The following is a 20877-nucleotide window of genomic DNA, read 5'->3' as shown; positions in this document are numbered from 1 at the left end:
GCCTATTGTCCGGGACGCGCGGACACCGGACCGCCGGGCGTCTCCAACTCCACCAGAGCCCCCGTCTCGACGCGCCGGTAGCCCCGGCCCCCGCGGTCCGGCAGCGTCTCGTCGCTGAACCATTTCGGGCAGGTTCCGGTCATCCGCAGCCACCGTTCTCCCGCCACCGGCTCGTACGAACGCGACCCCGCGTGCGTCTCGGCGTACCCCTCGGTGACGACCTGGATGGAGCGGACCGTACCGACGGTCTCGGGGACGTCGTCCGGCTGCGGTCCGTGCGTCTCGACGGCGAGGAGTCCGACGACCGGGCGGCTGAGCGGCTCCCCGGCGTAGAGAGCGGTGACGCCGGGGCCGCTCACCAGCCCGTCGCCCGCCGGCTCCAGCTCGCTGTAGGTGTCCTCCCACGACGCGTGGGCCGTGACCTCGTCCGGTTCATGCAGCGCCAGCGGCCAGCGCACTTCGTCGCCGACCGAGAACGGCTCGCCGCAGCACTCCATCTGCCAGCTTTCGTACATGATTCGCCACAGCGTCATGAATGCAGCTTCGCCGGAACTACCGTTGCCGCGCGAGACGTTTTTGTAGTCCCGCTGGGTAGGCAGTCCTGCTGTCCGGCCTGCCGCCACCTTTGGAGACCCGCCCATGACCACCGCCCTCACCCGCCGCGACCGGCGGATCAGTCCCGTCTTCCTCGGGATCGTCTCCGTCATGGCGGTCTCCGGCTGGGCGGTGTGGACCGAGTTCTCGGCGAGTACGGGGTTCGCCGTCTTCCTCTTCGTCACGTCCGCGTGGATCGTCTCGCTGTGTCTGCACGAGTACGCGCACGCCCGCACCGCACTTCACAGCGGCGACATCTCGGTGGGCGCGAAGGGGTATTTGACCCTGAATCCTCTTAAATACACTCATGCGCTGCTCAGCATCGTGCTGCCCGTGCTCTTCGTGATCATGGGCGGCATCGGCCTGCCGGGCGGCGCGGTCTTCATCGAACGGGGGCGCATCCAGGGCCGCTGGAAGCACAGCCTCATCTCGGCGGCGGGGCCGCTGACCAATGTGCTGTTCGCGCTCGTGTGCACCGCGCCGTTCTGGCTGGACGCGCTGGACGGCGTCCCGGATCCGTTCCGTTACGCGCTCGGGTTCCTCGCACTGCTCCAGGTCACGGCCGCGATCCTGAACTTCCTGCCGGTGCCGGGACTGGACGGATACGGCGTGATCGAGCCCTGGCTGTCGTACCGGATCCGCCGCCAGGTCGAGCCGCTCGCACCCTTCGGGCTGCTGCTGGTCTTCGCCGTGCTGTGGATCCCCGAGGTCGGGGGGCTCTTCTTCGACGCGGTCGACGCCGTGCTGCGGGGGCTGGGGGTCGACGACTGGCGGACGGGCCGGGAGTTCTACCAGTTCTGGGAGGGCGAGCCGGAGACCGGGGCGCCGGTCAGCCCGTGACGGGGGTCCCGCGGCCGGCCTTCGCCTTGCGGACGTAGTACCAGGCCATGTTGGAGGCGACTGCGGCCAGCAGGATCCAGACGACCCCGAGCCAGCTGCCCTGGACGAAGGACACCACCGCCGCGGCCACGGCGAGGACGCAGACGAGGAGGGCGTACAGAGCGAGGCGGGGCATGGGGGGCGGCTCCTGTCCGGGTGCGGAATGCTTCCAGTCCAGTGTCCACCATGCCCCGACAGCTCCGGGACGTAGCTCCTACACGTCGGTCACGCGCAGGCCCGCGTGCGCCTTGTAGCGGCGGTTCACCGAGATCAGGTTGGCGACCAGGGACTCCACCTGGTGGGCGTTGCGCAGCCGGCCGGCGAAGACGCCGCGCATGCCGGGGATACGGGCCGCCAGGGCCTGCACGATGTCGGTGTCGGCGCGGGCCTCGCCCAGCACCATCACATCGGTGTCGATCTCCTCGATCGCCTCGTCCTGGAGGAGGACGGCCGACAGGTGGTGGAAGGCGGCGGTCACGCGCGAGTCCGGCAGCAGGGCGGCGGCCTGCTCGGCGGCGCTGCCCTCCTCGGGCTTCAGGGCGTACGCACCCTTCTTGTCGAAGCCGAGAGGGTTGACGCAGTCGACGACGAGCTTGCCGCTCAGCTCCTCGCGCAGCGCTTCGAGCGTCTTGGCGTGGCCGTCCCACGGCACGGCGACGATCACGATGTCGCTGCGGCGCGCGCACTCCGCGTTGTCCGCGCCTTCGACGCCGAGGCCGAGTTCGCCGGCGGCGCTCCGCGCCCGCTCGGCGGCGCGCGAGCCGATGATCACCTTCTGGCCGGCCCTGGCCAGGCGGTACGCGAGCCCGCGCCCCTGGTCGCCGGTCCCGCCGAGCACGCCGACGACCAGGCCGGACACGTCAGGGAGGTCCCAGGGGTCCTTGGCTGCCCTGGCCGGCTCGGCGGCCGGCTGCTGGGCGCTGCCGGTGCTGTTGTCAGTGGAAGTCATGGGCCGACCCTACTTGCAGGTAGCACGCTCGTACGGGTGAGGCGGAGGCATTCGCGGGCAGCCGGCGGCGAGGTGCGGCAGGATGCGAGCGCATGGATGCCGTACGTGTCGCCCTGCTGCGCGAAGTCCTCGACGGGACCGAGTGGTTGCCGGCCACGCGGCGGTTCGCCGGGGCGCTGCGGTCCTCCGTCGTACCGCAGGGCGGCGGGCTGCTGCTGGTGGGGACCGAGGTGTACGAGCCGTGGCACCTGGCCGCGCATCTCGTGGACGAGGCGGCGTGGTCCGGGCTCCCGGAACTGAACCCCACGCTCGTACGCCACCGGGTGCGGCCCGGGGAACCGGCGCACCTGTCGGTGGGCCTGGGGAGGATCGAGGCGGCGGGCCGGGGCGAGACGCTGCTCGTCGTGGCGCCGGAGCAGCCGGAGGCGGGGCTGCTGGAGCGGGTGCACGACGCGCGGCGGGCCGGGGCGACGGTGCTGTCGCTGGACGGAGGGGACCGGGAGATCCGGGGGCTGGCGCACGAGGCGTTGTCCGTGCCGGTGGACGGGGAGGTGGATCTGGATACCGTGCAGCACCTGGTCAGTGCGGCGGCGGGGGAGAACAGCCTGCCGGCGCCGAGAGGACGGCGGCGCTTCCGAGACCGCCTCTCCCGCCTCGCCGACCAGCTCACGGCCCCGCCGCCGGGGCGGTGGTAGGGGCGGTCGTGGGAGACGGTGGTGGGTTGGGGGCGGCGGTGGTAGGGGGCGGTGGTAGGCGGCGGCGCGGGTGCGGGGCGGCGGGTGCGGTGCGGGCGCCGGGCGGGGCGGCGGGTGCGGGTGCGGTGCGGGGCGGCGGGCGCGGTGGGTGCGGCGCGGTGCAGCGGGCGCCGGTGCAGGTTTGGTGCGAGGCGGCGGGGGCCGGGGTGGGTCCGCTGCGTGGGGCTCCCCTAGCCGCCCCTTCTCGCACTGGGGGCACGCCCCCAGATGCCCCCCGGACGCCCTCCGGGCGTGTCCTTAAACGCCGGACGGGGTGGATATGCCGCGCAGCGGCAATCCTCAGCCCCTCCGGCGTTTGAGGAGCGGCGGGGCAGGTCTCTCAGGTGCCTTCCTCGCCCGGCTGCGTCGTGTCCTTGTCGTGCCACTTCGGGTCCGTCTCCCACTGGAGGTTGCGCTCAGCCGCGGTCTCCATCGCGTGCTGCGCCTCCTGACGCGTCACGTAGGGGCCGAAACGGTCCTTCGCCGGGCACTCCGGGCCCTCTTCGACCTTCTTGTGCTCCAGGCAGTAGAACCATTCGCCCGGCTTCCCGGCTGTGCGCTTCTTGAACAGGGCCATCGTCGGCTCCTTCCTCTGTCGCCATGCTGCCCGATGGCGGCTGGATACACTCGCTTGCATGTCTGGCCAGTCGCTGCTCGTACCAGGGGAGCTCTCTCCCACCCGTTCCGTTCCCGGCAATATCCGGCGTCCCGAGTACGTCGGGAAGCCGGCGCCGACGCCGTACACCGGCCCGGAGATCCAGGATTCCGACACCATCGAGCGGATGCGCATCGCGGGCCGCATCGCCGCGCAGGCGATGGAGGAGGCCGCCAAGCACATCGCGCCCGGTGTGACCACCGACGAGCTGGACCGCGTCGCGCACGACTTCATGATCGATCATGGTGCCTACCCGTCTACCCTCGGCTACCGCGGTTACCCGAAGTCGCTGTGCAGCTCGGTCAACGAGGTCATCTGTCACGGAATCCCGGACTCCACGGTGCTGCGGGACGGCGACATCGTGAACCTCGACGTCACGGCGTACATCAACGGTGTGCACGGCGACAACAACGCGACGTACCTGTGCGGTGACGTCGACGAGGAGTCGCGGCTACTCGTCGAGCGCACCCGCGAGTCGCTGGCCCGCGCCATCAAGGCGGTCAGGCCGGGGCGCCAGATCAACGTCATCGGGCGGGTCATCGAGTCGTACGCCAAGCGCTTCGGTTACGGCGTGGTGCGGGACTTCACCGGGCACGGCATCAACTCGTCGTTCCACTCCGGGCTGATCATCCCGCACTACGACAGCCCGCACGCGACGACGGTGATGCAGCCCGGCATGACGTTCACCATCGAGCCGATGCTCACGCTGGGTACGCACGAGTACGACATGTGGGAAGACGGCTGGACGGTCGTGACGAAGGACCGGAAGCGGACGGCGCAGTTCGAGCACACGCTGGTGGTGACGGAGACCGGCGCGGACATTCTCACGCTGCCGTGAACGGATCAGCGCGGTAGCGTTTTTACCGACAGGTCGTCGGGAACTCATTGACTTAGGCATACCTAAGCAGGAAGATCGGCGGTGGCGGCTGCGCGTGCTGCCACCGCAGGCTCTTCCTTTCCCGTCCCCTCGGTCCCCGGAGGTCCGCCTTGGACGCCACCGCCACAGCAGCCGCCAGTGCCACCGACGCCGCGACCCCCTTCTCCACGCTGATCCGCGTCGCCTCGCACGAACAGCACACCGAGGCGGAGACCTCCACGTTCATGAGCGACCTGCTCGGCGGAAGGCTCTCCGTCGACGCGTACGCGCGCTACACCGAGCAGCTCTGGTTCGTCTACCGGGCGCTGGAGGACGGCGCCGACTCGCTCGCGCACGACCCGGTCGCCGGCCCGTTCATCCAGCCCGAGCTGATGCGCACCGCCGAGCTGGAACGCGACCTGGCGCACCTGCGCGGCGCCGACTGGCGCCAAGGGGCCGAGCCGCTGCCCGCCACCGCGGCGTATGCAGCCCGCGTCGCCGAGTGCGCCCGCGACTGGCCGGCCGGGTACGTGGCGCACCATTACACGCGCTACCTCGGCGACCTGTCCGGCGGCCAGATCATCCGCGACAAGGCGGAACGGACCTGGGGTTTCGAGCGCAAGGGCGACGGGGTGCGCTTCTACGTCTTCGAGGACATCTCCAACCCGGCCGCCTTCAAGCGGAGTTACCGGGAGCTGCTGGACCAGGTGAACGCGGACGACCTGGAGAAGCAGCGCATCATCGACGAGTGCAAGCGCGCCTTCGACTTCAACGGGGCGGTCTTCCGTGAGCTGGGCGGAGAGTTCCCGCTCAGCGCGTGAACCCCTGCGGTGCGTGCGGCGGGTGTGGCGCGAAGCGGACGCGGCCGCCGACTTCGATCGTGGCATCGGGGCCCGGCGCCGTCAGGATCTGGGAGCCGCGGCCCTGCGTGATGTTCAGGGCGCGGCCCAGTTCGGCGGTGAGCAGCAGCGCAGCGGCGCCGGTCGCCTCGTCCTCCCTGATCCCGTCGTCGCGGCGCGGGAACGCCCGCGCGCGGACCCTGCCCGCCGCCTCGTCCTCCCAGGCCCACGCGTACAGCCAGCCCTCGCCCGGCGGCGGCGCGGGCAGCGCGTCGACCGCGGCCGCCGACGCGTACTGCTGGAGGCGGCGCGGCGGGGCCCACTCGGCGCGCGCCGTGATCCACGTGAACTCGCCGTCGTCACGCGCCCACACCTCCCCCGCCGGTGGGTTGACCACTTCCAGGTCGAGCAGCCAGGCGGTGCCGACCAGGGGGTGTCCGGCGAAGGGGAGGCGCAGACCGGGCGTGTAGATGTCGACGAGGCCTCGCTCGGGGTCGTCGACGAACACGGTCTCGCTGAAGCCGAGTTCGGCGGCGAGGGCCTGCCGGGATGCCTCGTCGGGGTACGCACGTCCGTCGCGTACGACGCCGAGGGTGTTGCCGTGGCGTCCGTCGGGGCCGCAGAAGACGCGGAGTACGTCGAGTTCGTTCACCCCGGCATTGAAGCACCAGCCCGCGCCTCCGTCGTCCAGGTCACGGTGTGGCTGCTGTAGCTGATCCCCACGCCCGCGCCTTTCCCGTCCCCGGTAGGGTTCCGGAAGTCGGTGGGCACGAAGACACAGAAGGCAGCGCATGAGCAGGCTGGGCAGGCGGAGCACGCTGAGGCGGCTGGGAACGGCGCTCGCGACGGCGCTGTCGCTGACGGCGAGCGGGTGCGTGACGGTGCACGGAGAGCTGGAAGTCGTACCGGCGGCGACGGAGTCCGAAGCCGCGCAGGCCCTGAAGGACTTCACGGCCGCGTACAACAAGGCGGACAAGGCGTACGATCCGGCCCTCGACGCGGGCCGGGTCACCGGTGCGCTCGGCGCGATCAATCAGGCCGGCCTCAAGGCGCGCCAGGCGCAGAGCCCGAACGGGAATCCGCGCCACGATCCGCTGGAGCTGACCGACGCGAAGTACTCCATCCCCAAGAAGGCCGGCTGGCCCCGGTGGTTCGTCGCGGACACCGACAGCAACCGCGACAAGGACGGCGGGCGGCTCGACACGCGCTGGCTGCTGGTGTTCGTACGCGGCGGGGCCAACCAGCTGTGGGAGGTCTCGCACCTGTCGGTGCTGACGCCGGACGAGATGCCCGCCTTCAAGAAGGACAAGGACGGCTGGGCCGAGCCGGTGGCGCCGGACGCGCCCGGACTCGTGGTGCCGCCGAAGGATCTGAGCGTGCAGTACGCGTCGTACATGCAGGACGGCAAGCCCGAGAACTTCGCGCCGGGGCCGCACACTTCCGCCGTACGCCAGATGCGCCAGAAGACGGCGCGGCAGGTCGGACGCACGGTCCAGTACCTCGACCAGGCGCTGGACACCGGGATGTTCGCGCCGCTGGGGCTGGTCACGGAGGACGGCGGGGCGACGGTGTTCTTCGCCACCCGCCAGTTCGAGCAGCAGACGGTGGCCGACGGGGTCCGGCTGGACCTCAACGCCGACGTGCGGGCGCTGATGACCGGCACGGCGAAGACCAAGCTCACCAAGGAGCGGGTCTCCAGCCAGGTCGTACTGGTGCCGCCGAAGGACGCGGCGGGCGGGGCCGCGGGCGGGTCCGGTGGGGCCGGCGCGGGCAAGGGGAAGCCGCAGGTGACCGTACTGGCCCGGATTCAGGGGCTCACGGCCGCCAAGGGGTCGTGAACCGCTCCCCTGCCCCTGGCGGTCTCAGCCGCTCCGGCGGCTGAGCTGCCCCGGCTGCTCAGCGGCCCAGCGGCCAGGCCACCGCGTGGTGGTCGTCCGGGTCGTCCTCGCCGACGTACCGCGCGCACGCGTCGGTCAGCGTCTCCAGGAGCGTCAGCGGGTCGGGCAGCGGGTGTTCGAGGCCACGGACCCAGCTCACCCCGTGCTCGCCGGGAAGTTTCGCCGGCGGTACGAGGACGTAGCTGCCCCGGCAGTGCCAGCGCAGCCCCGGATGCTCGTCCATCGTCTCGGGGTGGCAGTCCAGCTCGCACGGCCACCACTCGTCCTCGTCGTCCGGGGTGCCGCGGGTGGCGGTGAAGAAGAGCAGGCGCGCGTCGTCGCCGTTGCTGGCGCCGAACTCGGCCACCGGGCCGACGTCGACCCCGGCTTCGAGCAGCCGCTCCAGCGCGCTGCGGCCCGCTTCGAGCGGTACGTCGAGTACGTCGTGGACCATGCCGGTGGCGGTGATGAAGTTGGCCTGCGGCTGGCCCTCGGCCCAGCGTTTGATCTGCGCGGCGTCGGTGGTCGACTGGGTCTGCCAGGCGAACGAGACGGGATGCCGGGCGGGGGTGGGACACCCGACGCGTTCGCACGAACATCGGTATCCCGCGGGGTGCGCGGCGGGGGCGAGCGGCAGGCCCGCGGCGGCGGCGGCCAGGAGCAGGGCCTCGCGGCTCTCGGCCAGGTCGCCGGCGTCGGTGGCCTTCGGGCGGCGGCGCAGCCACTGGGGCAGTCTGCTTTCCACTGTCTGCCTGCTCTCTGTGCCGCGATAGCGGCCGAAATCGGCGCCCATTCAACCCCTCACCTCAGCGTTGTGCTGTCCATGCTGCCACCATCCTGCGCCTCGGGTGGCCGCAGTCCCCATCCGGGGTACGCGGGCCGATACCACAGCGGTGGTGCGATTGGCGCCTTTGCCCCGATAAGTGGCCTCGCGGTGAACGTACGGCGAACTCCGTGAGCGAACTCACCTCAGCGGCATGCGGGGTCCCGCGCCGGCCTCAGCGCGGCGCGAGGCCGCCGAGTGCGTAGTCGACGACGGCGTCGGCGTACTCGTGCGTGAGCGGGAGGGTGCGCAGCAGCCAGCGGTGGGCGAGCGGGGCGACGAGCAGCTCCAGCGCGATGCGCGGGTCGATCCCGGTGCGTACGTCGCCCGCTTCCTGGGCCGCGCGCAGCCGCTTCACGTAAAGCTGGAGTGATGGTTCGAGCAGCTTCTCCACGAACTCGGCGCCCAAGGCGGGGTCGACGATGCCCGCGGCGGTGAGGGCGCGGGAGGGGGCTTCGTACTTCGGGTCGAGGAGTTCGTCGACGGTGGCGCGCAGGACCGCCTTCAGGTCGGCCGCCAGGTCGCCGGTGTCCGGGATCTCGTACGCGCCGTCCTCGGCGCCCGCCGCCTGCGCTGCCTGTTCGCCGAGGTCGATGAAGGCTTCGAGCAGGACGGCGGCCTTCGAGGGCCACCAGCGGTAGATCGTCTGCTTGCCCACGCCGGCGCGGGCGGCGATGCCTTCGATCGTCGTCCTGGTGTAGCCCACCTCGCCGACGAGGGAGAGCGCCGCTTCGTAGATGGCGCGGCGGGAGCGCTCGCTGCGGCGCGTGGAGTCGGGGGTTCTGGCTGCGGGCTTGGGGTTTCGGGTCTCGGCCATGCGGCCAATCTACCAGTGCGGCGAGACGGCACGTCTCGTCGAGTGGACGCGAGCTGACCAGTACGGAACCACCCGATCGGTTCACTGCGCGACGGCCCTGTTCGGCGGACCATGGCTGTCACGCACACGCTGTGCCCCCAGGCCGCAGGCGCCCCATGCCCCAGGCCTCATGCCGCTCGTGAGGAGCCCTCATTGCCTCGTGACGCTTCGCCCCGCCGCTACCTGATGTGCCCCCCGGAGCACTTCAGGGTGACGTACTCCATCAACCCCTGGATGGACCCCGGAAAGCCGGTCGACCTGCCGCTGGCCCTGACCCAGTGGGAAGACCTGCGCGACCGCTACCGGAGCCTCGGCCACACCGTCGAACTCCTCACCCCCAGACCCGGTCTGCCCGACATGGTGTACGCCGCGAACGGCGCCACCGTCGTCGACGGGCGGGTGCTCGGCGCCCGGTTCGCGTACGCGGAACGGGCCATGGAGGCCGAGGCGCACCTGGAGTGGTTCCGCGCCCACGGCTTCACCGAGATCTGCGAGCCCGCGCACATCAACGAGGGCGAGGGCGACTTCGCGGTCACCTCGTCGTGGATCCTCGCCGGGCGCGGCTTCCGCTCCAGCCCGCTTTCGCACGACGAGGCGCAGGAGTTCTTCGGCCGCCCGGTCATCGGCCTGGACCTCGTCGACCCGCGCTACTACCACCTGGACACGGCGCTGGCCGTCCTCGACGACCGTACGGACGACGTCATGTACTACCCCGGCGCCTTCTCCCCCGGCAGCCGGGCCGTCCTCGCCCGGCTCTTCCCCGACGCGATCATCGCCGAGGAGGCGGACGCGGCGGCGCTCGGGCTCAACGCGGTGAGCGACGGGCGGCACGTGCTGCTGCCGCAGACCGCGCTCGGGCTGTTCGCACCACTGCGGGCGCGCGGGTACGAACCGGTGGGAATGGACCTCGGGGAGCTTCTGAAGGGCGGCGGCAGCGTGAAGTGCTGCACGCAGGAGCTGCGCGGCGAGCCTCGCGGCTAGGGCGTGTCCGACGGGGGCGGCGGCGGCCAGGCGTCGCCCCAGTCGATGTCGCGGGCCGCCCGGTAGAGGTCGCCGTGGCGCTTCTTGGTGACCGTTTCGCGGGTGAGTTCCTCCGGCTTCGCGCACAGTTCCAGCAGGACCATGCCCTTGCGGATCTGCGGCCTGCGGATCACGCGGTTGGCGGCCGGGTCCGCGTCCACTTCGCCACGGACGGCGGCGACGTAGCTGAACTTCTCGTCCTCGTACGGCAGCGAACCGCCCTTGACCTGGCGGTGGAGGGAGGAGCGGCTCACCCTGGCCGAGAAGTGGCACCAGTCGGTGCCGCGCTCGATGGGGCAGGCGCCGCTGTGCGGGCAGGGGGCGGCGACGCTCAGGCCGGCGTCGATCAGTTGCTGCCTGGCCTCGATGACGCGGAGGTAGCCGTCGGGGGTGCCGGGTTCGACGATCACGACGGCCCGGGCGGCGCGGGCGGCCTCGGTGACGAGGGTGGCGCGGTCGGCTGGGGTGAGTTCCTTCAGGACGTACGAGATCGTGACGAGATCAGTGCTCTCGATCCGGAGCGCCGATCCGATCCGTGAGCGCTGCCAGGTCGCGGCGCGCAGGGCGGGGAAACCGGAGGCTTCGGCCAGTTCCCTGCCGAGCGCGAGGGCGGGCTCGGCCCAGTCGACGACCGTACTGGCCGCCTTCTCCTGCCACGCCTCCGCCACGGCCCAGGTCGCGGCGCCGGTCCCGCCGCCGATGTCCGTGTGCGTCGCCGGGATCCACTCCGGGGCCGCGTCACGCAGTGCGGCGAGCGCGGAACGTACCGCCTCGAAGGTCGCGGGCATCCGGTACGCGGCGTACGCGGCGACGTCGGAGCGGTCGCGGAGCACGGGGGCGCCGGTGGGGGTGGTGCCCCGGTAGTTCGCGATCAGCCGCTCGACGGCCTGCGCGGCCTGCTTGGGCGGCAGCCCGTCGAGAAGTCCGGCGAGTGCGCTGCGCAGGGCTTCTGCGGTGGGGAGGGTGGAGTTCACCTTCAAATTTTAGGCACTTCCGGGGCACGCCGGAGGCCGCCGGTGGCGGGCGGGAGCGGCCGGTGGCGGGGTGTGGCCGAACTGATCCGGCGCGAGCGGCAGTTGCTACGCTGACGCCCTTGACGTGACCCTCGGGGGGACCATGGGACAGCGGGTCGTACGGGTGGCTCTGGTGGCCGGTGTGATCGTTCTGGCGCTGCTGCTCCTGCTGGCCACGTGCGGCGGCGGTGGCGACGACGCGGGCGCCGGCGCCGATGCCGATGCCGACAGGGGACGGAAGGCCCCCCGGTCCTCCGCACCCGCGAGGAAGAGCGCGGCGGCCGGGCCCGCGACGCGGCTGGCCGTTCCCTCGGCGTACACCAATGAGCGGGGCTGGCAGGTCACCGGTGTCTCGCCGGACTACGCGGTGGCCGCGAGCGCGGGGCGCGTCGGCTACCTGGAACGGGTGTCCGCCACCCGCTTCCGTCTGCGGACCGTCGACGCGACGAGCGGGAAGACGCGGTGGGCGGGCGACCCGTGGCAGCCGTTGTCCGACCCGGAGCACTTTCCCCGGCTGTTCGCCGTGGCCAAGGACGGCCGCGAATTCTTCGTCACCTGGTCGTACGGGAGGGTCGGCGAGGACGCGCTGTCGGCCGCCGACATGATCGTGGCGCTCGACGTGTACGACGTCGAGAGCGGCACGCAGCAGCGGGTCGAGCTGCCCTGGGCCGACGTGCCGAGCGTGAACGGGGCCGGCCCCGGCATCCTCGTCAGCGACGGTGGCGCGGACAGCGCGGTCGTCGACCCGGCGACAGGCCTGGTGACCCGCGTCGCCCCGGCCGACCTCCGCTACCCGAAGGGGTGCGGGGAGTGCCGGGTGGAGACCCAGGTGCGGGCGGTGACGGAGAAGGGGGTGCTGGTGAGCGGGCGCCGGGAGTTCTGGGTGCGGGGCGGCTGGCACAGCCGGAAGACCGCGCCGGCCGGGACGGAGCCGGCCTCCGGGGTGCCGACGTCGGTGGTGGACGGCCGGATTCTCGCCCGGTGGAAGAAGAAGCGGGGCAGCGAGGGCGCGGCCGACTACGACGTGTGGGCGGTGCACGACGCGACGACGGGGAAGTCGCTGGCTGACGCCGAGTGCCGGAAGCCGGCCATAGAGCCGGGGACGTACCCGCGGGCGGCGGTCGCGCCGGAGGGGCGGTACGTGGTGGCCGGGAGCCTCGGCTTCGACCTGGAGACGGGGGCGGGGCACTGCTTCGAGGAGGCGGACGGCACGAAGCCGCTGTCTCTGACGGTGGCGACGGACACAGGCATCGCGTACGGCACAACGGCGACGCACACCCCCGTGGAGGCCGACCTCACGACGTCACGCCCCACGGCACTCCCGGCGAACGTGCACGTTCCGGCGGTGGAGGTGGCCGGCACGGCCCTGTTCCCCTGGACCGACCGCAAGGACCGCCCCCACCTGATCGCTTACGCCCGCCGGAGGTGAGAGGACGAGCGGCCGGTCGTACGGTCCAGGCAGCACTCCGCACCGCCGGACGAGCCACCATGGACCCCACAGTCGCCGGGCCCGTACTGCCACACCACACGGCGTGATGCCGCGGGGGCCCAGCCCTCTTGCCCGACCGCCGTGAAGCGATGTCACCGTCGCGCCGATCGGGAGCAGATCCCGATCGGCGCGTCGCGGACCTGGCGTGCAGCAGGAACTCCACCGGCACGGTGGGGCCAGGATGACGCCAGGGCGGACGTTGTCTCGGTCAGTCGTCGTGGGGTTTGCCGAACTCTTCTATCAGCACGGGGTACTGCTCCCCACCGTGTCCCGCGGCGATCGAGCGGTCCGCCATCGCTTTGATCAACTTCGGCAGTTCGGCGTTGACGCCCGCCGCCTCGCTCTCCTCGATCAAGTGTGTCATCGTCCGCGCCTCGGTCTCCAGGGCCGACACCTCGGCCGGGAAGGAGCCGCTGTCGATCTGCTTGGCGTATCCGGGCAGCCATTCGGCCACACCGGCAGCCATCTGCTGCGCGAACGGCGCGTACGTTGCGGCGTCAACACCGGCCGTCCTGAGCAGGGCAGTGCCCTGGAGCCAGGCGTTCAGGACGCTCCACATCATGGCCAGGCCGGCCACGTCGTACAGGGACGCCAGCCCATGGTCCGCGCCGAGGTAGGTGACGGTGCCGAGCGCGTCGAGTGTTGACCTGTGTGCCTCGAAGTCCGACTGCGGCCCGCTGTGCAGAATGACCGCCTCGGCGGTCCCGATCGCCGGCGGAATGGCCATGATGGCGCCGTCCAGGTAATGGGCGCCGCGCTGCTCGGCCCATTGGGCGGTTTCGCGGGCCTGGGCCGAGTCGCCCGAGGTCAGGTTGATCAACGTCGTGCCGTCCAGTTCGATATCGCTCGCGCCGAGCAGCTCCTGCATGGCCTGGTAGTCGGTGACGCAGATGATCGTCAGGGAACCGGCCTGGAGCGCGTCGCCAGCCGTTGGCGCCAGCTGGGCACCCTCGGCCACCAGTTGATCGGCCTTGGAGGTCGTGCGGTTCCACACGGTTGTGGGATGCCCGGCTTTCAGGAACGCACCGGCAAGTGCCTGGCCCATCCGTCCGAGTCCGATGACTGTCACGGGTGTATCGGTTTTGTTGGTCATGACAGGATCGTCAACGTTGATGCCGGTGTGAAGGTCAAGCGAGGTTTCGATGTTGATCGGGGAACTGAGTCGTCGGACGGGCGTCAACGCCCATCAGTTGCGCTACTACGAGGCCCATGGCCTGCTGGAGGCAGACCGCGGCGCCAACGGTTACCGCGAGTACGACGAGAACGCCGTACTGCGGGTGAAGCAGATCCGGCACCTGCTGGGTGCCGGTTTGTCCTCCGAGGACATCGCGTACCTGCTGCCCTGTGCGGTGGGAGAGGCCCCGGAGCTGCCCGGATGTCCCGAGTTGCTGGCCGCCATGCGGTCACGGCTGCGGCGACTGGACGATCAGATGGACAGGCTCGCTCAATCCCGCGACGCTCTTGCGTACTACATTGACGCGGCTGAGCGAATGGACACCGAGAGCTATCCGCCCTTTGACGGTGCCGACCTGGAGCCAGTCCCCGCCTGAGCAGCACCCCGGCCGTGGGTACGGAGCCCAGCCGTCGACGTCACACCGCCGCCGCGCGCTGCCACGGGCGGCACAGCGCCGCGAAGCAGGTCAGGGAGGCCAGGGCGCAGGTCAGTTGGACCACGGCCATCGGGACCGCTGTCGCCTCGCCCGCGATGCCGACCAGGGGGGACGCGATGGCGCCGATCAGGAACGACGACGTACCGAGCAGCGCGGACGCCGAGCCCGCCGCGTGCGGGGTGCGCATCAGGGCCAGGGCGTTGGTGGTGGGGAGGGCCAGGCCCATCGACGACATCAGAACGAAGAGGCCCGCCGCGATGGGGAGTAGGCCGACCTCTCCGAAGACGCCGGTGGTCATGAGGAGGAGGGCGAGGGACGCCAGGGCGATGAGGAGCAGGCCCGCGGTCAGTACCTTGTCCATGCTGATGCGGCCCACCAGCAGCTTGCCGTTGATCTGGCCCACGGTGATCAGGCCGACCGAGTTGATGCCGAAGAGCAGGCTGAAGGTCTGGGGGGACGCGCCGTAGATTTCCTGGACCACGAAGGGGGACGCGGCGATGTACGCGAAGAGGGCGGCGAAGGCCAGGCCGCCGGTCAGCGTGTAGCCGGTGAAGACCCGGTCCGCGAGCAGGCCGCGCATCGTGCGCAGGGCTTCGCCGACGCCTCCCCCGTGCCGCCGCTCCACCGGCAGCGTCTCGTGCAGCCACTTCCACACCACGAGAGTGAGGAGGACGCCGACGGCGGTGAGGACCACGAAGACGCCCCGCCATTCCGTGAGGCGGAGTACCTGGCCGCCGATCACGGGTGCGATGACCGGCGCGACGCCGGAGATCAGCATGAGGGTGGAGAAGAATCGGGCCATCTCGACGCCGTCGTAGAGGTCACGCACGACCGCTCGGGCGATCACGATGCCCGCCGCCCCCGCCAGGCCCTGAAGCAGGCGGAAGGCGATCAGAAGTTCGGTGGAGGGCGCGAAGGCGCAGATCGCGGTGGCTACGACGTACACGATCATGCCGAGGAGCAGGGGCCTGCGGCGGCCGAACCTGTCGCTCATCGGGCCGACGACCAGCTGCCCCAGCGCCATGCCGGCCAGGCACGCGGTCAGCGTGAGCTGCACGGTGGCGGCGGGCGAGCCCAGGGATCTCGTGACCTCGGGCAGGGCGGGCAGGTACATGTCCATGGACAGCGGTGGCAGGGCGGTGAGACCGCCGAGTACCAGCGTGACCAGGAGGCTGGTGCGACGCGCGGAGGGGGAGGAAAGAGCTGTGGTTTCCGCCTCCGCGCCGGATATGTGACCTTGCGTGGACTGGCCTGTCTCCGGCATTCGCATCTCCATGTCGTTGAATCCGTACCTATGCTCTCAGCTCGTCCGGTGTGGTCGAGACATTTTTGCTGGGGGCTGGGATGAGCGAGAAAACCGTGCGGTGGGGCGTGCTGGCGACCGGCGGCATCGCGTCGTCGTTCACCGCGGACCTGCTCGCGATGCGGGAAACCGACGGCGCGGAGGTGGTCGCGGTGGCTTCCCGTACGACGGCCACCGCGAAGGCGTTCGCCGACCGGTTCGGGATACCGCGGGCGTACGGCAGTTGGGCGGAGCTCGCCACGGACGAGGACGTGGACGTCGTGTACGTCGCGGGCCCGCACTCCGCGCACCGGGTGGCTGCCGGGATGTGCCTGGAGGCCGGCCGGGCGGTGCTGTGCGAGAAGGCGTTCACGCTCAACTCCCGTGAGGCCGAGGAGCTGGTCGCCGTGGCCCGGCGCCACGACCGCTTCCTGATGGAGGGGATGTGGATGTACTGCAACCCCGTCGTCCGGCGGCTCGTGGAGCTGGTGCAGGGCGGCGCGGTGGGGGAAGTGCGCACCATACACGCCGATTTCGGGCTCGCCGGACCGTTCGCCCCCGAGCACCGGTTGCGTGACCTGGCGCTCGGCGGCGGGGCGCTGCTCGACCTCGGCGTGTATCCGGTGTCGTTCGCGCATCTGCTGCTCGGCGAGCCCGACCGCGTACAGGCGGACGCACTGCTGTCACCGGAGGGGGTGGACCTGAACACGGGGATGCTGCTCGGGTGGGATTCGGGTGCGACGGCACTGCTGAGCTGTTCCATCACGGCCGACACCCCCATCACGGCGGCCGTGACGGGGACGAAGGGCCGGATAGAGCTGGGGCGCGGCTTCTTCTGTCCGGACCGGTTCGTGCTGCACCGGGAGGGGGCGGAGCCCGAGGAGTTCACCGCCGGGGTGGACGGTCGTCACAGCCTCCAGTACGAGGCCGCCGAGGTCATGCGCTGCCTGCGCGCGGGCGAGAAGGAGTCGCCGCTCGTCCCGCTGGCCGGCAGCCTCGCCGTCATGCGGACGCTCGACGCGGTACGCGACCGCATCGGCGTCCGCTATCCGGGAGACGACGCGTAGCTGCCGCCGTACAGGCTCTAGGCGGGCTTCAGGCCGGGGTTTCCCGCCTCCGTCACGAGCGAGGCCGCCGTCGTGACCGGTGCGCCGGGCGTCGTGACGGCGGACACGGTCCTGAAGTCCGCGCGCGCCGCGTCCTCGCCGAGTGTGACCGTCGTATAGCCGCGCCGGCCGTTGTAGAACTTCAGGTGCGCGTTGCCCCGCATCAGACGGTCGTAGTTGGCGGGCCGCTCCGCGCCGTCCTTCCCGCTGGATATGGAGGTGGTGACGAACTCCGTGCCGACGGTGCGCGAGTCCGGGTCCTCGAAGTCCCTCTTCAGGTCGAACGCGTACGAGACGTGGACGTCACCCGTGAGCACAATGAGGTTGTCCACGCCCGCCGCCTGGGCCCCGTCGAGCACCCGCCTGCGCGAGGCCGGGTAACCGTCCCACGCGTCCATGCTGACCTTCGGGTCGTTCACGCTGCGGCGGCGGGCGAAGGTGACCTGCTGCGGTACGACGTTCCACAGCGCCCGCGACTCGCGCCAGCCGTCGATGAGCCACCGCTCCTGCTCCGCGCCCGTCATGGTGCGCGACGGGTCCTCGGACTCGGGGCCCGGCAGCTTCCAGCCGTCGCTGTACGCCTGGTTGGAGCGGTACTGGCGGGTGTCGAGGATGTCGAACTGCGCGAGCCGCCCGAAGTGCAGCCGCCGGTAGAGCCGCATGTCGGAGCCGTCGGGCCGCTGCGGGGCGCGCAGCGGCTGGTTCTCCCAGTAGGCGCGGTACGCCGCGGCCCTGCGCAGCAGGAACTCCTCGGGCGGTACGCCGTTCTCGGGGGTCTCGCCCGCGTAGTTGTTCTCCGTCTCGTGGTCGTCCCAGGTGACGACGAAGGGGTGCGCGGCGTGCGCGGCCATCAGGTCCGGGTCGGACTTGTAGAGGGCGTACCGCAGCCGGTAGTCCTCCAGCGTGAGGGTCTCGCGGTTGAAGTGACCGGGCAGCCGGCGGTCGGTGTAGGCGCGGGCGCCGCCGACGCCGTTCACCGCGTACTCGTAGAGGTAGTCGCCGAGGTGGAAGACGACGTCGAGGTCTTCCTCCGCGAGGTGCTTGTACGGGGTGAAATAGCCGTCGTGGTACGCCTGGCAGGAGACGGCGGCGAGCCGCAGCTCGCTGATACGGGCGCCGCGGGCGGGCGCGGTGCGGGTGCGGCCCACGGGGCTGATCCAGTCGCCCGCGCGGAAGCGGTAGTAGTAGACGCGGTCGGGGGCGAGCCCGCCGGCCTCGACGCGGACGCTGTGGTGGAACTCGGGGTGCGCGGTGGCGTGACCGCGCCTGACGGTCCGGCGGAAGCGGGCGTCGTGGGCGAGCTCCCAGCGCACCTGGACGCGGGCGCGCGGGAGGCCGCTGTCCGGCTCGTACGGCTTCGGGGCGAGTCTCGTCCACAGGAGTACGGACCCGGGGAGCGGGTCTCCGGACGCGACGCCGAGGGTGAAGGGGTCGTCAGTGATCCGCTTGGCGTCGAGCTCCGCGGCCTGGGCGGTCCCCGGAAGGTTCGTCGCGAAGGCGAGCGCGGCGGCGGCTCCGGTGACGGTGAGGAACCTGCGGCGCTGGATGTGCCGGGCGGCGGCTCTGAGCTCCTGGCCGTGGCCACGGCCATGGCCTGATGCCCCAGCTACCCCGGACGCACCAGATGCCCCAGATGCCCCAGATGTGGTCGTCATCTGCCCCTCCCCTGACGGCTGTTGTCAGAGGCATTGGAGTGCCGCGGGGCGTCGCCGCGCTTTCATGTACGTGTCACGTACGCTGCTGGGCCATGAACCCTCAGACGAAGATCGCCGTCGTGACCGGAGCGGGCTCGGGCATCGGCCGGGCCGTCGCACTCGCACTGGCGGGCGCGGGCTGGTCGGTCGCGCTGGCGGGGCGGCGTACCGGGCCGCTGGAAGAAACCGCGCGGGAAGCGGGCAGCGAGACGATGTGCGTACCGGCGGACGTGTCGCTTCCGGCCGACGTGAACGCCCTCTTCACCGCCGTACGCGAGCGGTACGGGCGCCTTGACCTGCTCTTCAACAACGCGGGCACGTTCGGGCCGCGCGGGGTGCCGGTGGAGGACATCCGGTACGAGGAGTGGCGCTCGGTCGTCGACGTGAACGTCACGGGCTCGTTCCTGTGCGCGCAGGCCGCGTTCCGGCAGATGAAGGGTCAGGACCCGCAGGGCGGGCGGATCATCAACAACGGTTCGATCTCGGCGCACGCGCCCCGGCCGAACTCCATCGCGTACACGACCACCAAGCACGCCATGACGGGCCTGACGAAGTCACTGTCGCTGGACGGGCGTCCTTACCGGATCGCGTGCGGCCAGATCGACATCGGCAACGCGGCGACGGACATGACGGAGCGGATGCAGGCCGGAATCCTCCAGGCGAACGGCGAGCTGATGGCGGAGCCGGTGATGGACGTACGGGACGTGGCGCGCACGGTGCTGCACATGGCGGAGCTGCCGCTTGAGGCAAATGTGCAGTTCGCGACGGTGCTGGCGACGACGATGCCGTACATCGGACGAGGCTGAGGGAACACCGGGACCCCGCCCGCCGTTGGCCGCGGTATGAAGTCATTCACCGACACCGACGTCCTGCGTTACACCGCCTTCTCGACCGACCCGGAGGGCGGCAATCCGGCGGGCGTCGTCCTGGACGCGGCCGGGCTCGACGACGCGGGCATGCTCGCCGTGGCGGCCGAGCTGGGCTACAGCGAGACCGCGTTCCTGACGGAGGAGCTGGAGCCCGGACGCGCCTTTACGGTCCGGTACTTCAGCCCGAAGGCCGAGGTCCCGTTCTGCGGCCACGCGACCGTCGCGACGGCCGTGGCACTCGCCGAGCACCAGGGGCGCCCCGGCGACCTGCTCTTCGAGACGCGGGCCGGCACGGTTCCGGTGACGGTGACCGAGAGCCCGGACGGCACGTACCGCGCCACTCTCACCAGTGTCGAGCCGCACACCGAGGACGCGGCCGGGAGCGACGTCGCGGAGGCACTCGCGGCGCTGGACTGGCCGGCCGCCGACCTGGACCCCGCGCTCCCGCCGCGCATCGCGTACGCCGGCGCCCGCCACCTGATCCTGGCGGCCGCGACCCGCGAGCGGCTGGCGCGGCTGTCGTACGACTTCGAGCGGCTGGCCGCGCTGATGCGCCGCCTCGACCTGACGACGGTTCAGCTGGTGTGGCGCGAGGACGCGACGACGTTCCACGTCCGCGACCCGTTCCCGGTGGGAGGCGTCATCGAGGACCCGGCAACGGGCGCCGCCGCGGCAGCGTTCGGAGCGTACGCACGCGAACTGGCGCTCGTACCGGAGGAGTCGGTACTGACCCTCCACCAGGGCGACGACATGGGACGCCCGGGCGTCCTGACGGTCGAACTGCACGCGGGCGACAAGCGAATCAGGGTCGGCGGCGCAGCCACACGCATCCCGGAGAAGCCAACCGACACCCCGACCGCGTAAACGCCCGCCGGTGGCGGCGGGGCCCCCGGCTCGCCGTGGCGGCGGTCCCCGGCTCGCCGCCACCGGCCCCACCCAGGCGGCCGCACGCACAAGGCCGGACCGCACCTCGGGAAGATCCAGTACAACGGTCCGGGCAGTGACATGGTCCACCTCGAACAGAACTGACCCGAGATCGCGTGCTGAGGGTGTATCGCCAACGTACCGGCCACGACCCTTGCACCACACTGCCGGGCTTCACACCGGAACTCGGCGAACGTGTTGCCCAGGCCCGCGACGCGTGCCACGGCTTCGACTCCGTCCAAGAGCTGGAGGTCTACGCCGACGTGCCGCCAGGACTCGCTGACGAACTCGCGGAGCGGCTGGTCTTCATCCGGTAGCCCCCGACCGTCAAGTGCAGATCAGGGGCCTGCCCCCGAAGGGGCGGCGGACGAGTCGGCCTGTACGCCGGGTTCTGTCGCCCGGTCGCCTCGCGGCGGCCGGGGAGACGGCCATCCATCTAGGACCGGCGTTGCCGCCGGCCTCGTGCGGTCTACCCGCGGACTCGGGCGGGCAGCCCTCGATCGTCCGCGCAAGGCCGTCTTGCGACGGCCTCTCTTGACCTTGCTCCGGGTGGGGTTTACCTAGCCGCCTGAGTCACCTCAGGCGCTGGTGGTCTCTTACACCACCGTTTCACCCTTACCGAGGACCGAGGTCCCCGGCGGTCTGTTTTCTGTGGCACTGTCCCGCGGGTCACCCCGGGTGGGCGTTACCCACCACCCTGCCCTGTGGAGCCCGGACGTTCCTCGGCAGCACCCCGAAAGGTACTGACGCGGCCGCCCGGCCGGCTCGTCCGCCGTGGTGACCATGCTACCCGCCGGGACGTACCCGC

General features: G+C 71.3%; 23 protein-coding genes and 1 other RNA gene. 12 read left to right on the top strand and 12 right to left on the bottom strand.

Features of this window, described 5'->3' with window-relative positions:
* Positions 1 to 2 precede the first annotated feature (2 nt).
* Entirely contained in the window at positions 3 to 533 is a 531-nt protein-coding gene (locus G412_RS0106110) for a DUF6578 domain-containing protein (protein ID WP_028811289.1), read from the bottom strand.
* Between the two features lie 106 nt (positions 534 to 639).
* Here G412_RS0106110 and G412_RS0106105 point away from each other — a divergent pair, with 106 nt between their 5' ends.
* A complete protein-coding gene (locus G412_RS0106105; protein ID WP_028811288.1) occupies positions 640 to 1434 on the top strand; it encodes a site-2 protease family protein in 795 nt (264 codons plus the stop codon).
* Here the strand turns inward: G412_RS0106105 and G412_RS0106100 are convergent.
* Together G412_RS0106100 and npdG are read right to left on the bottom strand one after the other, a co-directional pair.
* A complete protein-coding gene (locus G412_RS0106100; RefSeq protein ID WP_028811287.1) occupies positions 1424 to 1609 on the bottom strand; it encodes a hypothetical protein in 186 nt (61 codons plus the stop codon). The two genes, G412_RS0106105 and G412_RS0106100, sit on opposite strands and share 11 nt — an antisense overlap.
* Before the next feature lie 78 nt (positions 1610 to 1687).
* Positions 1688 to 2422 (bottom strand): NADPH-dependent F420 reductase, encoded by a 735-nt coding sequence (gene npdG, locus G412_RS0106095; protein WP_028811286.1) that lies wholly within the window; start codon positions 2420 to 2422, stop codon positions 1688 to 1690.
* A gap of 92 nt (positions 2423 to 2514) precedes the next feature.
* On the opposite strand from npdG, the gene G412_RS0106090 reads away from it, so the two are divergent.
* Positions 2515 to 3117 carry a hypothetical protein gene (locus G412_RS0106090; protein ID WP_028811285.1) on the top strand — a complete coding sequence of 201 codons (603 nt, stop codon included), beginning with the start codon at positions 2515 to 2517 and terminating at the stop codon, positions 3115 to 3117.
* A 379-nt stretch (positions 3118 to 3496) separates the two neighbouring features.
* Here G412_RS0106090 and G412_RS0106085 read toward each other — a convergent pair whose 3' ends face one another.
* Complete coding sequence (locus tag G412_RS0106085) at positions 3497 to 3733, bottom strand: hypothetical protein (RefSeq protein WP_028811284.1); 237 nt, start codon at positions 3731 to 3733, stop codon at positions 3497 to 3499.
* Positions 3734 to 3791: 58 nt separating this feature from the next.
* Between G412_RS0106085 and map the strand changes: the two genes are divergently transcribed.
* Both map and G412_RS0106075 read left to right on the top strand, forming a co-directional pair.
* Positions 3792 to 4649, top strand: coding sequence for a type I methionyl aminopeptidase (map, locus tag G412_RS0106080; RefSeq protein ID WP_028811283.1), 858 nt, complete (start codon positions 3792 to 3794; stop codon positions 4647 to 4649).
* Between the two features lie 149 nt (positions 4650 to 4798).
* Positions 4799 to 5488 (top strand): biliverdin-producing heme oxygenase, encoded by a 690-nt coding sequence (locus G412_RS0106075; RefSeq protein ID WP_028811282.1) that lies wholly within the window; start codon positions 4799 to 4801, stop codon positions 5486 to 5488.
* On the opposite strand, the gene G412_RS33490 is transcribed toward G412_RS0106075, so the two are convergent.
* A complete protein-coding gene (locus tag G412_RS33490; RefSeq protein WP_051338167.1) occupies positions 5478 to 6158 on the bottom strand; it encodes a PhzF family phenazine biosynthesis protein in 681 nt (226 codons plus the stop codon). The two genes, G412_RS0106075 and G412_RS33490, sit on opposite strands and share 11 nt — an antisense overlap.
* Before the next feature lie 139 nt (positions 6159 to 6297).
* On the opposite strand from G412_RS33490, the gene G412_RS0106065 reads away from it, so the two are divergent.
* Positions 6298 to 7344, top strand: coding sequence for an SCO2278 family lipoprotein (locus tag G412_RS0106065; RefSeq protein ID WP_028811281.1), 1047 nt, complete (start codon positions 6298 to 6300; stop codon positions 7342 to 7344).
* Between the two features lie 58 nt (positions 7345 to 7402).
* Here the strand turns inward: G412_RS0106065 and G412_RS0106060 are convergent, their stop codons facing one another.
* Together G412_RS0106060 and G412_RS0106055 are read right to left on the bottom strand one after the other, a co-directional pair.
* On the bottom strand, positions 7403 to 8176 hold the full coding sequence (locus G412_RS0106060; RefSeq protein ID WP_028811280.1) for a bifunctional DNA primase/polymerase: 774 nt from the start codon (positions 8174 to 8176) through the stop codon (positions 7403 to 7405).
* Between the two features lie 205 nt (positions 8177 to 8381).
* Positions 8382 to 9023, bottom strand: coding sequence for a TetR/AcrR family transcriptional regulator (locus tag G412_RS0106055; protein ID WP_028811279.1), 642 nt, complete (start codon positions 9021 to 9023; stop codon positions 8382 to 8384).
* Between the two features lie 192 nt (positions 9024 to 9215).
* On the opposite strand from G412_RS0106055, the gene ddaH reads away from it, so the two are divergent.
* A complete protein-coding gene (gene ddaH / locus G412_RS0106050) occupies positions 9216 to 10043 on the top strand; it encodes a dimethylargininase (protein ID WP_244282866.1) in 828 nt (275 codons plus the stop codon).
* Here ddaH and G412_RS0106045 read toward each other — a convergent pair.
* Complete coding sequence (locus G412_RS0106045; RefSeq protein WP_028811277.1) at positions 10040 to 11056, bottom strand: small ribosomal subunit Rsm22 family protein; 1017 nt, start codon at positions 11054 to 11056, stop codon at positions 10040 to 10042. The genes ddaH and G412_RS0106045 overlap by 4 nt on opposite strands.
* Before the next feature lie 142 nt (positions 11057 to 11198).
* On the opposite strand from G412_RS0106045, the gene G412_RS0106040 reads away from it, so the two are divergent.
* The gene (locus G412_RS0106040; RefSeq protein ID WP_037647878.1) at positions 11199 to 12524 is read left to right on the top strand and encodes a hypothetical protein; all 1326 of its coding nucleotides are present in this window, start codon (positions 11199 to 11201) and stop codon (positions 12522 to 12524) included.
* Positions 12525 to 12792: 268 nt separating this feature from the next.
* Here the strand turns inward: G412_RS0106040 and G412_RS0106035 are convergent, their stop codons facing one another.
* Positions 12793 to 13677, bottom strand: coding sequence for an NAD(P)-dependent oxidoreductase (locus G412_RS0106035; RefSeq protein WP_028811275.1), 885 nt, complete (start codon positions 13675 to 13677; stop codon positions 12793 to 12795).
* Positions 13678 to 13726: 49 nt separating this feature from the next.
* Here G412_RS0106035 and G412_RS0106030 point away from each other — a divergent pair, with 49 nt between their 5' ends.
* Complete coding sequence (locus G412_RS0106030) at positions 13727 to 14134, top strand: MerR family transcriptional regulator (protein WP_028811274.1); 408 nt, start codon at positions 13727 to 13729, stop codon at positions 14132 to 14134.
* A 40-nt stretch (positions 14135 to 14174) separates the two neighbouring features.
* Here the strand turns inward: G412_RS0106030 and G412_RS0106025 are convergent, their stop codons facing one another.
* Positions 14175 to 15458 carry a multidrug effflux MFS transporter gene (locus G412_RS0106025; RefSeq protein ID WP_028811273.1) on the bottom strand — a complete coding sequence of 428 codons (1284 nt, stop codon included), beginning with the start codon at positions 15456 to 15458 and terminating at the stop codon, positions 14175 to 14177.
* A gap of 80 nt (positions 15459 to 15538) precedes the next feature.
* Between G412_RS0106025 and G412_RS0106020 the strand changes: the two genes are divergently transcribed.
* Positions 15539 to 16543, top strand: coding sequence for a Gfo/Idh/MocA family protein (locus G412_RS0106020; protein WP_078606823.1), 1005 nt, complete (start codon positions 15539 to 15541; stop codon positions 16541 to 16543).
* 17 nt (positions 16544 to 16560) lie between these two features.
* Here the strand turns inward: G412_RS0106020 and G412_RS0106015 are convergent, their stop codons facing one another.
* On the bottom strand, positions 16561 to 18237 hold the full coding sequence (locus tag G412_RS0106015) for an alkaline phosphatase D family protein (RefSeq protein WP_078606822.1): 1677 nt from the start codon (positions 18235 to 18237) through the stop codon (positions 16561 to 16563).
* Positions 18238 to 18329: 92 nt separating this feature from the next.
* Between G412_RS0106015 and G412_RS0106010 the strand changes: the two genes are divergently transcribed.
* From G412_RS0106010 to G412_RS0106000, 3 genes are all read left to right on the top strand, one after another.
* Positions 18330 to 19082 carry an SDR family oxidoreductase gene (locus G412_RS0106010; RefSeq protein ID WP_028811270.1) on the top strand — a complete coding sequence of 251 codons (753 nt, stop codon included), beginning with the start codon at positions 18330 to 18332 and terminating at the stop codon, positions 19080 to 19082.
* Positions 19083 to 19118: 36 nt separating this feature from the next.
* Positions 19119 to 20009 carry a PhzF family phenazine biosynthesis protein gene (locus tag G412_RS0106005; protein ID WP_028811269.1) on the top strand — a complete coding sequence of 297 codons (891 nt, stop codon included), beginning with the start codon at positions 19119 to 19121 and terminating at the stop codon, positions 20007 to 20009.
* A gap of 185 nt (positions 20010 to 20194) precedes the next feature.
* Positions 20195 to 20386 carry a hypothetical protein gene (locus G412_RS0106000; RefSeq protein WP_157839064.1) on the top strand — a complete coding sequence of 64 codons (192 nt, stop codon included), beginning with the start codon at positions 20195 to 20197 and terminating at the stop codon, positions 20384 to 20386.
* A gap of 47 nt (positions 20387 to 20433) precedes the next feature.
* On the opposite strand, the gene rnpB is transcribed toward G412_RS0106000, so the two are convergent.
* Positions 20434 to 20837, bottom strand: an RNA gene (rnpB, locus tag G412_RS37100) — RNase P RNA component class A.
* Positions 20838 to 20877 lie beyond the last annotated feature (40 nt).

This window comes from Streptomyces flavidovirens DSM 40150, assembly GCF_000429085.1.
In the GTDB taxonomy this organism is placed as follows: domain Bacteria; phylum Actinomycetota; class Actinomycetes; order Streptomycetales; family Streptomycetaceae; genus Streptomyces; species Streptomyces flavidovirens.
This window is presented reverse-complemented; position numbering and strand designations above follow the sequence as displayed.